Source organism: Nitratireductor sp. StC3, from assembly GCF_003015025.1.
In the GTDB taxonomy this organism is placed as follows: Bacteria; Pseudomonadota; Alphaproteobacteria; order Rhizobiales; family Rhizobiaceae; genus Mangrovimarina; species Mangrovimarina alexandrii.
The window spans coordinates 1-12,245 of sequence record NZ_PYBP01000019.1; the positions used below are offsets into that span (position 1 = coordinate 1).

Annotated in this window: 13 protein-coding genes and 1 tRNA gene; 5 read left to right on the forward strand and 9 right to left on the reverse strand. The window is 67.9% G+C overall.

Annotated elements, in window-relative coordinates:
* Window positions 1-146 precede the first annotated feature (146 nt).
* Window positions 147-1,043 (reverse strand): hypothetical protein, encoded by an 897-nt coding sequence (locus tag C7T96_RS22675; RefSeq protein ID WP_106573537.1) that lies wholly within the window; start codon window positions 1,041-1,043, stop codon window positions 147-149.
* 298 nt (window positions 1,044-1,341) lie between these two features.
* A tRNA-Ile gene (locus tag C7T96_RS22680) sits at window positions 1,342-1,417 on the reverse strand.
* Window positions 1,418-1,528: 111 nt separating this feature from the next.
* On the opposite strand from C7T96_RS22680, the gene C7T96_RS22685 reads away from it, so the two are divergent.
* Window positions 1,529-2,239: an SIMPL domain-containing protein gene (locus C7T96_RS22685; protein WP_106573538.1), complete on the forward strand. Its 711-nt coding sequence runs from the start codon at window positions 1,529-1,531 to the stop codon at window positions 2,237-2,239.
* A 78-nt stretch (window positions 2,240-2,317) separates the two neighbouring features.
* On the opposite strand, the gene C7T96_RS22690 is transcribed toward C7T96_RS22685, so the two are convergent.
* From C7T96_RS22690 to C7T96_RS22705, 4 genes are all read right to left on the reverse strand, one after another.
* The gene (locus C7T96_RS22690) at window positions 2,318-2,692 is read right to left on the reverse strand and encodes a hypothetical protein (protein ID WP_106573539.1); all 375 of its coding nucleotides are present in this window, start codon (window positions 2,690-2,692) and stop codon (window positions 2,318-2,320) included.
* A 388-nt stretch (window positions 2,693-3,080) separates the two neighbouring features.
* On the reverse strand, window positions 3,081-3,668 hold the full coding sequence (locus C7T96_RS22695) for a GNAT family N-acetyltransferase (protein WP_106573540.1): 588 nt from the start codon (window positions 3,666-3,668) through the stop codon (window positions 3,081-3,083).
* Window positions 3,665-4,078, reverse strand: a complete 414-nt coding sequence (locus C7T96_RS22700) for a ketosteroid isomerase-related protein (RefSeq protein ID WP_106573541.1) — start codon at window positions 4,076-4,078, stop codon at window positions 3,665-3,667. Before C7T96_RS22700 ends, C7T96_RS22695 begins: the two co-directional genes overlap by 4 nt.
* A 70-nt stretch (window positions 4,079-4,148) precedes the next feature.
* Window positions 4,149-4,595, reverse strand: a complete 447-nt coding sequence (locus C7T96_RS22705; RefSeq protein ID WP_106573542.1) for a YcgN family cysteine cluster protein — start codon at window positions 4,593-4,595, stop codon at window positions 4,149-4,151.
* A 121-nt stretch (window positions 4,596-4,716) separates the two neighbouring features.
* On the opposite strand from C7T96_RS22705, the gene C7T96_RS22710 reads away from it, so the two are divergent.
* Both C7T96_RS22710 and C7T96_RS22715 read left to right on the forward strand, forming a co-directional pair.
* Window positions 4,717-6,666: an OmpA family protein gene (locus C7T96_RS22710; RefSeq protein ID WP_106573543.1), complete on the forward strand. Its 1,950-nt coding sequence runs from the start codon at window positions 4,717-4,719 to the stop codon at window positions 6,664-6,666.
* Between the two features lie 141 nt (window positions 6,667-6,807).
* A complete protein-coding gene (locus C7T96_RS22715) occupies window positions 6,808-8,934 on the forward strand; it encodes a DUF294 nucleotidyltransferase-like domain-containing protein (RefSeq protein ID WP_106573544.1) in 2,127 nt (708 codons plus the stop codon).
* Between the two features lie 158 nt (window positions 8,935-9,092).
* Here the strand turns inward: C7T96_RS22715 and C7T96_RS22720 are convergent, their stop codons facing one another.
* The gene (locus tag C7T96_RS22720; RefSeq protein WP_106573567.1) at window positions 9,093-9,959 is read right to left on the reverse strand and encodes an NAD(P)-dependent oxidoreductase; all 867 of its coding nucleotides are present in this window, start codon (window positions 9,957-9,959) and stop codon (window positions 9,093-9,095) included.
* Between the two features lie 217 nt (window positions 9,960-10,176).
* On the opposite strand from C7T96_RS22720, the gene C7T96_RS22725 reads away from it, so the two are divergent.
* Window positions 10,177-10,611 (forward strand): peptidylprolyl isomerase, encoded by a 435-nt coding sequence (locus C7T96_RS22725; protein ID WP_106573545.1) that lies wholly within the window; start codon window positions 10,177-10,179, stop codon window positions 10,609-10,611.
* Between the two features lie 10 nt (window positions 10,612-10,621).
* Here the strand turns inward: C7T96_RS22725 and C7T96_RS22730 are convergent, their stop codons facing one another.
* Together C7T96_RS22730 and C7T96_RS22735 are read right to left on the reverse strand one after the other, a co-directional pair.
* Window positions 10,622-11,029 carry a hypothetical protein gene (locus C7T96_RS22730; protein ID WP_106573546.1) on the reverse strand — a complete coding sequence of 136 codons (408 nt, stop codon included), beginning with the start codon at window positions 11,027-11,029 and terminating at the stop codon, window positions 10,622-10,624.
* 97 nt (window positions 11,030-11,126) lie between these two features.
* Complete coding sequence (locus C7T96_RS22735; protein ID WP_106573547.1) at window positions 11,127-11,552, reverse strand: VOC family protein; 426 nt, start codon at window positions 11,550-11,552, stop codon at window positions 11,127-11,129.
* Between the two features lie 71 nt (window positions 11,553-11,623).
* Here C7T96_RS22735 and C7T96_RS22740 point away from each other — a divergent pair, with 71 nt between their 5' ends.
* On the forward strand, window positions 11,624-12,238 hold the full coding sequence (locus C7T96_RS22740; RefSeq protein WP_106573548.1) for a TetR/AcrR family transcriptional regulator: 615 nt from the start codon (window positions 11,624-11,626) through the stop codon (window positions 12,236-12,238).
* Window positions 12,239-12,245: the final 7 nt, after the last annotated feature.

Below are 12,245 nucleotides of genomic sequence, written 5' to 3' on the forward strand. Positions count from 1 at the left end.
CCTGATGCTCCTTCAAAACCCCGATGATCTGTTCTTCCGAGAACCGTGATCGCTTCATTGCCTGTCTCCTTTGTCGAGGAACAGGCTAACCCAAAATCGGGAACATCTCAGGGGAGCAGGTCATCGGAGCTACAGCTGGGAGTCAGCTAACTTCCCAATGCCTTCATCGCAGCGGCGATCATCGCAAGCGCACCTTCGGATGTCAGATTGCCCGCCGCACCGGCGAGGGCTGACCTGGCATCTTCAAGGAGGCCCTTGAGGCGAGAGGGCTTTGGTTGCTGCGTCGCGAGTTCAGCCTCAAGATGCTCGATCACCTTTCCGAGCTTTGCCCCGTCCGCACCCTCCTCAACGAGCTGAGGCACACTTTGCTTGATCTTTGCAACAGTTTCCGAGACGCGACTGACGCTAGCCTGTGAAACCGTGATGTCGCCGGTCGAATTCCCAGTTCCAAGGTTTCCGACCATGCTGCCAATCTGACCAATGTTAATGGTCTGCATCGCCGCTTGAGCCATTTTCGTCTCACCCGCATCGAAGCTCATTCCGTGTCCGAGAACGCCTTTCTTCTCCATTTCAATCGCCCAATCTAAGACCATGTTTCGAACGGTATCTAGGATAGACACTATATGACCGCGACTGATTTGCAGCACCATTCTCGGCGTCTGAAATTTCATCATCTGATTAAGCTGGGAAACTAGCCCTGCTGGAACTTGCAAATGAAGTGGTCCATCAGAATTCTTATCCAACAAATCTCGAAGACTTGCTGCGGACTGCCCTACTCGCGCATCACTGATGATTTCCATTAGGCGCTCATCGTCATGGACGGGTATCCATCCGTTATAAGGGTTCCACGCCGCAGGCTGGCCCACCACCTTGCGGTAGGCTGGTAGCTCACCAGGATACCCGTTTAGCTCCTGCTCGACCCAACTTTGTAGGTCACCTAATTGGAGCTTGGCGGCAGCGAGCTTGACCCGTCGCAATAACGCTTCAATCGGAACCTTGCTGTCCAGCGCGTCACGCTGGATCTCTTCAATCAGCCCACCCATTGCTCTTCTCTGCCACAATAGCATCAGAAGAACATATAGTGATCAAGCGAGCCAATGCAAACGTCTCGACTTTTCGTTCAGCTGCTTTCGGGAAGCGCATAATCCAAGATTTATGCACCGTTCTGGTAGCCTTGCATCTCAATAACTTGCGCGGTGCAGAAGTCAGGTGCAATCATCACTGCGAGACCCTGTCACCGTTCCCACTCAGGGCGAATAAAAGCTTCACAGGGCTCATCCCAAACCACCATGCGCAGGGTGTGGGAGAAATAATCAAAGAAAATCAAGACCTTAATGGGATTGGTGGGCCTGGAGGGACTCGAACCCCCAACCAAGCGGTTATGAGCCGCCGGCTCTAACCATTGAGCTACAGGCCCCACCGGCTGCGTGACTTAGTGGCTTTTTGACGCCTGCACAAGCAGGCGCCGCAATCCACCCACATTCGCCCCCTAGCGCTTGCGGCGGGAGACAAACTCGGAGTGAACTGAATGATCCGCACCGTCCTGCCGCTGGCCGCCGCCCTGTCGCTTTGCGCCGTGCCCGCAATCGCCGCCGACCAGCCCTCGCCGCGCATCCAGGTGTCCGGCGAGGGCGAGGCGACGCTGAAGCCCGATCTCGCGGTCCTGACCCTGTCGGTGATGCGCGAGGCCGACAGCGCGCGCGAGGCGATGAGCGCCGCCAACCAGGCGATGGAGGCCGTGATCGCGGCGATGAAGGAGGCCGGCATCGCCGCCCGCGACCTGCAGACCGCCGGCCTGCAGATCAACCCGCGCTACGAGGCCAAAAAACACGCCGACGGCAGCCAGACCTCCGAGATCGCCGCCTATCAGGTCGCCAACACGCTGTCGGTGCGCGTGCGCGACATCGCCGCCGTCGGCGCCGTTCTCGACCAGGCCGTCACGCTCGGCGTCAACCAGGGCGGCGGCATCCTGTTCGGCAACGAGGACCCCTCCTCCGCCCTGACGCAGGCGCGCACGGCCGCCGTCAAGGACGCGATCGCCAAGGCCGGAACCCTGGCCGCGGCCGCCGGCGTGGAACTCGGCCAGATCATCGAGATTTCCGAACAGGCCTACACCCCGCGCCCGATGCCCTATATGGCGCGCGCCGAGATGGCCTCCGGCGCGGCGCCGGTCGAAGCCGGCGAAAACAGCTATCGCGTCCAGGTCAACGTCACCTTCGGCATCGGCCCGCAAGACTAGGCCCGCCGGATCGCATGCAAAAGGCCCGCGAAACCGGTTCGCGGGCCTTTTTGGTTCCCATCTCAGTGCATCGCGGCGTCAGCGCATCGCGACGATCGGGCAACGCGGCGCCCGGGCAAAGGTAACCGCGACGCGCTGGCCGAACTTGCGGCCGCGCACCTTGATGACGCGATGATTGGCGCGCACGACATGCGCCCGGCGCACGCCCATGCCGCGTGCCTTGCGCACGGCGCGCTGGGTGGTGCAGGCCGGCCGGCGGAAATCGCGGCCGCCGCGCCAGTCGCGCCCACCGCGCCAGTGGCGGCCGCCATCGCCGAAGCGCATCGACACATGGCCGCCGGAACCGCCAATGCCGATCGAAATGCCGTCGGCCAGCGCGCTGGTGGAGGTCGCGCCGATGGCGCCGAAGCCGATCAGGGATGCAAGAGCGGCGGTTTTGAGGAAGGTGAACATGGGATGTCTCCTGTGAGCGGGGTTCGGATGTCTGCTCGCCGAAGCGATGCCCGGATACTGGCCGCCCCTGCCTGAACCGGATGAGAACCGTCCGTTCATGCCGCGTTCATGGCACCCCACCGGCCGGCAAAACGCAGAAGATCGCGCGGGGCCGCGCCGACTGCCCGCCCCGAACGCGCCGGGGTCGGCACGCCGGGCCCGCGTGACGCGGTGGCCGACGAGGGGATGCGATGCGGCGTCCGCCCGCCGGGAGGCGGGCCCGTCATCGCCAAAAATCGCCAAAGGCAACGGGCGTTTGCAGGCGAGAGGAACGCCGGTTCGCCGTTCAAAAACGCGTTAAAACACTAAGGTGGAGCCGGTCCGCGATGGTGTGAAAAGCGGAACGGCGTTACAGCCGGCGCATCCAGTATGCCATCGGCTTCGGGGTTTCGGCCGCCGCGCCGATCTCGCGCCAGGAAAATTCCGTCACCAGGCCGTCGATCGGCCGGTAGCCGCGCTTGCGCCAGAAACCGTCGAGCGGTTGATAGTCGGGCGGGCGGCGCGGATGGTCTTCCGGCCGCATGACGGCGGAAAACACGCAGGCCCGGAAACCGAACTCGCGCGCCGCCGCCTCGCGTTCGGCAAAGAAGCGCACCCCCGCCCCCTGCCCGCGATAGGGTTTCAAAAGCACGGATTCGCCGAAATAATAAAACGTGGCAACGTCCAGCCCGCGCTCGGCGAAAGGCTGCGCGAAGGCCTCGAAATGCTGGGCGAGCGGGGCGGCGGTCGCCGCGCCCACCAGCCTGTCGCCGTCGAACGCGCCGATCACCGCCGCCTTGTCGGCCGCAAAATAGGTCGCCAGATAGCGCCGCTCATAGGCGGCGTCGCCCTCGTAGAGATAGGGATAGTCGCGAAAAACGGTAATGCGCAGCCGGGCGAGCTCGTCGAAGCGCGCGCGCGCCTCCGCGATATCCAGCCGGCGCACGACGAGCGTCATCCGGCCGACACCTGCGCGATCCAGTCCTCGAGATTGTAATAGGTGGTCACGCGCGAGATGCGGCCGTCGTCGATGTCGAAAAAGATCCCGGCCGGCAGCGTATAGGTTTGGCCCTTGGCTTCCGGCAGCCCTTCGGCCGTCGCCAGATAGGTGCCGCGCACGGTGAACTCGGCCGCCGCCCGGCCGCCGCCCTCGGCGACCATGATGGCGATGTCCGACAAGTGCTCGCGATAATGGCGCGCCATCATGCCCAAAAACCAGCGGAATTTTTCCAGGCCGATCTCGCGCCCGCCCTGGTTGATGTCGTGCGCGACATCCTCGGCAAGCAGCGCCAGCATCGCCTCGTCGTCGGCGGCGTTGAAGGCGTCGAAATAGCGCTCGATAAGCGCCCGGCTCTGGTGTTCGCTCATGGTCTTTCCCGTCTCGGTTTGCAGTCTGTCCCGCCGGCCTGCCGCGCCGCCTCGCGTATCGCGCGCGTCGTCACGGCTCGTGTTCCAGCATGTGATTGAAATAGGCCTCGACCTCGGCAAGCTCGTCCTCCGACGCGCTTACCCGCCCGCGCATCGACACGCCCGCCTCGTGCACGCTGTCGGCCCGGCCCGACACGAGCGGATGCCAATCGTAAAGGTCACGCCCCTCCGCGACCAGTCGATAGGCGCAGGTCTCCGGCAGCCAGGACAGCGTGCGCACATTGTCCGGTGTCAGCCGCACGCAGTCCGGCACCCGTTCCAGGCGGTTGTCGTAGTTCCGGCAGCGGCAGCGTCCGGCATCGAACAGCCGGCACGCCACGCTGGTCCAGTAGATCTCGCCCGTGTCCTCGTCCTCGAGCTTGGCCAGGCAGCATTTGCCGCAGCCGTCGCAGAGCGATTCCCACTCCGCCGCGCTCATCTGCTCCAGGGTCTTGTCTTTCCAGAACCGGCTCGTCATCGCGCCGGTTTCGCCGTTTGCGCGCGCCCCGTCAAGCGCCGCGCGCCGGCGCGTCGCGGAACCATAAGCCGCGCCGGGGGTTTTAGCCCGTGAAGGGGCGTCACAAGAGGATTCAGATCCGATGAAGCTTCACGCACGCATTCTCGCCGGCACCGCGCTCGGCCTGCTGCTCGGTGCCGCGCCGAGCCACGCCGCCGGCCCCGCAGCGGTCGGCGCCAAGCCCGATCGCGAAGCCGCGCCCCTGTTGCGGCTCGTGCAGGACAAGCCCGCGGACGCGGAGCAAACCGAGGAAGAGCCCAAGCCGACAAAGGACGGCGCGGCGACCGAGGAGCCGGCCGCGATGGAGCCGGCCCCGAAACCCGAACCCGAGGCCGCGCCCGCCCCCGAGGCGGAAGCCCCCGCGGCCGAGCCCGAGGCGCAACCCGCGCCAAAGCCCGAGGCCGCCGAACCACCGGCGCCGGAGGCCGAGCCTGCGCCCAAGCCCGAACCTGCGCCTGAGCCTGCGCCCAAGGCGGAACAGCCGGCACCCGAGCCGGAAACACCGGCCGCGGCGGACGCCGCGCCGGAGCCGGAAGCGGCCGAGCAGAAGACGCCGGAGGTTGCCCCCGAGCCGGAACCCAAGCCGGAACCGCAAGCCGAGCAGAAGACGCCCGAAGCCGCCCCGGAACCCGAGCCGAAACCCGAGCCGAAACCCGAGGCCGTCGCGCCCGAGCCCGCGCCTGTGCCCGAGCCCGTGACGGAGGAGGCCGCACCGGTACCGGAGCCGAAACCGGACACCGAGACCGCCGACCAGGCCCCCGACGCGGCCGCGCCGGATCCCGCTCCCGAGGCCGTGACGGAGGAGGCCGCGCCGGTTCCCGAGCCGAAACCGGACACCGAGGCCGATAAGCCGCAAGCCGAGAACGAGGCGGCCGACCAGGCGATCGGCGGGCAGACCGAAACCCCGCCGGAGGAGACCGCGCCGGTTCTCGACAGCGCCAAGCAGGCGCCGGATACCGGCGGCGCCGAACGGCCGGCCGGCGAAGGGACGGACGATCAGGCGATCGAACAGCCCGCCGACGCGGCCGGCGAGGCGGCGCCGCCGCCCGAGACCGACGCGGCTGCCCAGGATGCCGAAGCGCGACCGCGAACGCTCGAATCCGCCATCGCCGAAAAGGGCGAACAGGTCGAACGCAGCGAAGAGCGTCGCGCCCGGCGCGCGCGTCCCGAAGGCGCCGAGGTGGTCAAGGAGTTCGGCGACCGCTTCGTGATCCAGTTCAACAACCAGACCTTCGTGGAGAGTTCCGATCGCCCGCGGCTGCGCCGCGACGCGCGCGAGGTCTATTACGAGACCCTGCCGCGCGGCCGCGAACGCGAGACCATCGTGCGGCCGAACGGCTCGCAGATCGTCACCATCCGCAACCGCTACGGCGATGTGGTGCGGCGCTCGCGCATCACGCCGGACGGGCACGAGATCGTGCTGGCCTATGTCGACGAACGCGATTACGAGCGTGTGCGCGACTGGCGCGATCCCGGCGCCGACCTGCCGCCGCTGCGGCTGACGATCCCGGCCCGCGACTATATTCTCGACGCGCGCCGGGCCGAGGGGCCGGAAATCTATTACGAGTTCCTCGACAAGCCCCCGGTCGAAAAGGTCCGCCGGCTCTATTCGATCGACGAGGTCAAGCGTTCCGCCCGCATTCGCGACACGGTGCGCCGCGTCGACCTGGACACGATCACCTTCGCGTTCGGCTCCGCCTCGATCCCCGAAAGCGAGATCGCCAGGCTCGAAGGCGTCGCGACGGCTATCGACCGTCTGCTGGCGGACAATCCCGGCGAGACCTTCCTGATCGAGGGCCACACCGACGCGGTCGGCTCCGACCTCGCCAATCTGGCCCTGTCGGACGAACGTGCCGAAGCGGTCGCCAGCGCCCTGACCCGAGTGTTCGCCATCCCGCCGGAAAACCTCGTCACCCAGGGTTACGGCGAGCGCTACCTGAAGGTCGCCACCGAGGAGCGCGAACGCGAGAACCGGCGTGTCGCCATCCGCCGCATCACGCCGCTGGTGACGCCGGTCGCGCGGGCGAACTGACGGCGGCCCGCGCGCCTGTCGAGGCCCGGCCCGGTTTTCCGGCCGGGCCTTTTCTTTGCCGCCGACGCGCCCGCACCTGCCTGATCCGGATCAATGACGGGGCCGACATCGGCATGATAAGAAGCGGGCGTGGAGGGTTTCATGCGCAAGGCCAGCGGCGCGACACCGCTCGTATCGCTCGACGCGGTGGCGCTCGATACGGAAACGACGGGCCTGGACACGACGAGCGCCCGCCTCGTGCAGATCGGCGCCGTCGCGCTTGCGGCGGGACGCGTGAGCGACGACGCGACCTTCGAGACCCTGGTCGATCCCGGTGTGCCGATCCCCGCCGAAACGACCGCCATCCACAACATCACCGACGCCATGGTCGCCGGCGCGCCCGCAGCCGACGCCGCGCTGCGGGCGTTCGACGACTTCGCCGCCGGGCGGGTGGTGATCGGCTACGCGGTCGGTTTCGACCTGGCCGTGATCGCGGCCGAGGCGGAGCGGACCGGGCTCGCCTGGGCAAGGCCGCGCACGCTGTGCGTCCGGCTCCTGGCCGCCCTCGTGGCGCCGCAGCTTCCCGATCAGTCGCTCGACATGCTCGCCGAATGGCTCGAGGTGCCGATCGCCGACCGCCATTCCGCCCTCGGCGACGCGCGCGCGGCCGGCGCGATCTTCGTCCGTCTCGTGCCGCGGCTTGCCGAACGCGGCGTCAGGACGCTGGCCGAGGCCGAGCGCGCCTGCCTGGCGCTCACCGGCCAGTTGGAGCGCCACCAGCGCGCCGGCTGGGCCGCGCCGGTGTCGCGGCCCGAACGGTTTGCCGGGCCCGGCGCCCTCGGCGCGCTCGACCCCTTCGCCTATCGCCACCGGGTCTCGGCCCTGATGAGCGCGCCGCCGGTCGTCATGCGCACGGATCAGACGCTTGAGGCGGCGATCGCGCTGATGGTCGAAAACGGCATCGGCGCGCTGTTCGTCTCCGACGACGGCGTAGGCGGCGGCCCGCTCGACGACTACGCCATCCTCACCGAGCGCGACGTCATGCGCCGGATCGCCGGCGGCGGCGCGGCCGCCTTCGCCGTGCCGGTCGGCGCGATCGCCAGCCGGCCGCTGCACAGCGTGCGAACCGGCGCCTTCGCCTATCGCGCCGTCGGGCGCATGGACCGGCTCGGCATACGCCATCTGGCGGTGCGCGACGAGGACGGGCGGCTTGCCGGCATCGTTTCGGCGCGCGACCTGCTGCGCCTGCGGGCCGGCGCGGCGATCGGCCTCGACGACGCGATCGAGGCCGCCGGCGACGCGACGGCGATGGCGGCCGCCTGGTCGGGCCTGCCTGCCGTCGCCCAGGCCCTGATCGGCGAGGAGATCGACGCCCGGCTGGTCGCGGCGATCGTCAGCGAGGAACTGCGCGCGCTGACCCGCCGCGCCGCCCAGATCGCCGAGGCCGCGATGCTGGCCGAGGGCCGGGGGCCGCCGCCCTGTCCCTACGCGCTGATCGTGCTCGGCTCGGCCGGGCGCGGCGAAAGCCTGCTCGCGCCCGACCAGGACAATGCGATCGTCTTCGCGCACGGCGCGCCCGATGGGCCCGAGGACGCCTGGTTTTCGGCACTCGGCGAAAAGATCGCCCCGCTGCTGGATGCCGCCGGCGTGCCGCTGTGCAGCGGCGGCGTGATGGCCAAAAACCCGCCATGGCGCGGCTCCGAGGCGGTCTGGCGCGAACGCGTCGCCGGCTGGGTGGCGCACTCGCGGCCGCAGGATCTGCTCAACGTCGACATTTTTTTCGACATGGTGCCGGTGCACGGCGCGGCGCACCTGGCAACCGCGCTGTTCGACCACGCCTTTCGGCTGGCAAGCGCGAATATCGGCTTCGCCAAGCTTTTGGGCGAACGCCTGCTCGGCGGACCGGACCCCTTCACCCTGCTCGGCGGTTTCGCCACCGTGGCCGGACGTATCGACTTGAAGATGCACGGGCTGTTTCCGGTCGTCTCGCTGGCGCGCACGCTGGCGATCCGCCACGACCTGCGCCTGCGCGGCACGCGCGAGCGGCTGGAAGGGCTGATCGCAAAGAAGATCGGCGGCGAGGCCGATCTGCGGGCGCTGATCGAGGCCCACGCGCTTGTCGTGCGGCTGATGCTCGCCCAGCAGGCACGCGATCTCCTGGCCGGCGTGGCGGTCTCGAACCGGGTCGAGATCGCCGCCCTGACCCGCCACGAGCGCGCCGCGCTGAAGACGGCGCTGAAGCGGGCCAGGCTCGTGCCGGAAATCGCGCGCACGCTGATGTTCGCCTAGGGCGGCCGCCGGCCGAGGCAGGCGGCAAGCCGGGCCGCGGCGGCTGGCGGCGCAACCGCCGTTGCCGGTCGGGCTCAAGGCGCCCATGCGGGCCTTTTGTCAGCCTGCGCGCGGCATGGGCGTCGATGCGCTCCCCCGTTCGCCTCGCCAGCCCGGTCTCACAGCCTTCCGGTCACCTTGGTGTCGGTCTGGTCGAACACCGCGTCCGGCACGAAGAAATCGGCCGCCAGCGCGCCTTTCGCGCCGGGGGCATAGGGCGAAAAATCGGTCACGCCCTCTTCGCGCAGCACCATCTCGTCGATGAAGAAATTACCGGTGCACTCGCGCGCCGGCCGGTTCAAGATCGCATAGGCCGCATCCGCCATGATTTCCGGCGTGCGGCTGATCGAGGCCACCGCCTCGCCGCCGAGCAGGTTGCGCACCGCCGCCGTGTCGATCGCCGTCAGCGGCCACAGCGAATTGACCGCGATGCCGTCCTTGGCGAATTCCGCGCTCATGCCGAGCGTGCACATCGACATGCCGTATTTCGCCATCGTGTAGGCGACGTGGTTCTTGAACCATTTCGCCTGCATGTCGAGCGGCGGCGACAGGGTCAGGATATGCGGGTTCGCGGCCTTCTTCAGATGCGGAATGCACAGTTTGGAGACCATATAGGTGCCGCGCATGTTGATCTGGTGCATCAGGTCGAACCGCTTCATGTCGGTCTCCAGCGTGCCGGTGAGCTGGATCGCGCTGGCATTGTTGATGCAGATGTCGATGCCGCCGCAGGCGCTCGCCGTCGCCTCGATGGCTTCGGCCACCTGCTCGTCGTTGCGGATGTCGCACAGGACCGGCAGCGCCTTGCCGCCGGCCGCCTCGATCTGCTGGGCCGCGGTATGGATGGTGCCGGGCAGCCTGGGATGCGGCTCGGCGGTCTTGGCCGCGATGGTCACATTGGCGCCGTCGCGCGCCGCCCTGAGCGCGATCGCCAGCCCGATGCCGCGTGACCCGCCCGAAACGAAAATGGTTTTGCCCTTGAGCGACATCGAGACCTCCTGATGATTGCGGCCGGACTGTAGCCGATGTTCGCGCACGGTAAAATCGCCCGCGCGGCCCCGCGCGCGGTTTACATTCGCGCTCCGGTCGCTAAGTTTGCAGATGTCCTTGAGGCTGGGCGCGCGGCGTCCGCCTCCCGTCCGGCCGCGCAACCGCAAGCACCGGTTCGCCGCCGCAAATCTCCTCAAGCAAGATCGAGACAAATCAATGGCCGAAGTCAAGAGCGGCGATGTCGTTCGCATTCACTATACCGGCAAGCTCACCGACGGCACGGAATTCGATTCCTCGGCCGGCCGCGAGCCGCTCGAATTCGAGGTCGGCTCGGGCCAGATCATTCCCGGCCTCGACAATCACGTCAACGGCATGAACGTCGGCGACAAGTCCAGCGTCACCATTCCGGCGGCGGAGGCCTACGGCCCGCGCGACCAGAACCAGATCCAGGCGCTGCCGCGCACCCAGATCCCCGACACGATCGAACTGGAGGTCGGCGTGCGGCTGCAGGCCAGCACGCCGGAGGGCCACCCGGTGGCGCTTACCGTGGTCGAGCTGACCGAGGACACCGTCACGGTCGACGCCAACCATCCGCTCGCCGGTCAGGACCTGGTCTTCGACATCGAGGTTGTGGAAATCGTCGGCGGCTGACGGCAGGCCGTCAGCCTTCCTCGACCGACAGATCGAAGCGGGCGACCACCGCCGGCTGGATCAGGCCGGCATGCAGGCAAAGCAGCACCAGGTCGGCGTCGTGGCCCGCGCCGGCCGCGATCGCGGCCTCGATGCGCCTTTCGACCCCGGCCGCCGGTTCGGCGCCGTTGGCGGCCGCAAACGCCTCTGCCCCGAGCGCGCAATAGGCCACCAGCGCGGCGGCCGGCGCATAGGCGTGCGCGGGCGGTTCGTCGGCGTCGAAATGGTCTTTTAGGAGATTGGCGATGGTCAGCTTCACGCCTTCGGGCACCAGCGCCGGATGCAGGTCGAGGGTGCGCAGCGCCCCGTCGAGCTGACGCAGGTCGGCGGAGCGTCCGAACCGTCCCATGAAACCGATCGACGATCCGCGCCGCGCCATTTTTTTCCTCCGCAAAGCCGGCACCCTGGTCCGGCTTTGCGTAGATGGAGGCGCACGCCCTCGAGGTCAACCGCACGCGGCGCCACGGCGATAACGCTCAGCCCGCGTCGCCCCCGCCCAGATATTGCGCGGCGAACTCAGCGCTCGGCGGGATCGGCTTGATGACATCGATCATCACCCCGTTCGGATCGACGGTGATGAAATGGCGCTGGCCGAACGGCTCGTCTCGCAAGCTGCGCAGGATTGTCAGCCCCGCCGCCCGCACCCGCTCGTAGACGGCGTCCGGATCGGCAACCTCGAAATTGAGCAGCAGGTTCGACGTCGTGCCCCGTCCCTGCGGCGGCACCGTCTCGTGGTCGCCCCGAACGATGCCGAGATTGACCCGCTTGTCCTCGCGCGACTGCAGATGCACGTACCAGTCGCTCTCGAACAGCGCCTGGAAGCGGAAATGCTCGACGTAAAAGGCTGCGGTTGCGGCCACGTCGTCGCTCATCAGCACGGGATAATAGGAGGTGGTTTTCATCGGGCTTTCCTTTTCGCAGCACCACACATACAGTCTGTATGTATCTTTGAATTAACATACAGGCTGAATGTATGCAACAGGAAACGAAACGACGCTCCAATCGCGAACGCTCGCGGACCATGCGCGCGCAGCTGATCGCGGCCGCGCGCCGGCTGTTCGTCGACAAGGGCTATGCGGAGACCGGCACGCCGGAGATCGTGGCGGCTGCCGGCGTCACGCGCGGCGCGCTTTATCACCACTTCGCCGACAAGCAGGCGCTGTTCCGGGCCGTTGTGGAGCTGGAATCCAGTCGGGTCGCGGCCGAGATCGAAACCGCGTCATCGGGCGACATGCCGGTGCGCGAGGCGCTGATCGCCGGCGGCCGGGCGTTTCTGGGCGCCATGCGCGAACCCGGACGCACCCGTCTCCTGCTGCTCGACGGCCCGGCCGTGCTCGGGCGCGCCGGGATGGATGCCATCGACGCCGAGATCGGCGCCATGCGCTCCCTGCGCGAGGGTCTGGCCGCGGCGATGGCCGCCCGCGCCCTGCGCCCCATGCCGCTCGGCGCCGTCACGCTGCTGCTGTCGTCGGCCTATGACAGGGCCGCCCTGGCCGTGGAGGCCGGCGCCGATCCCGGGGATTTCATGACGGTGCTTACCGCCTTTGTCGACGGCCTGGCCGCGCCCGATCGTGAACGCGGCCCGTGATCTGCGC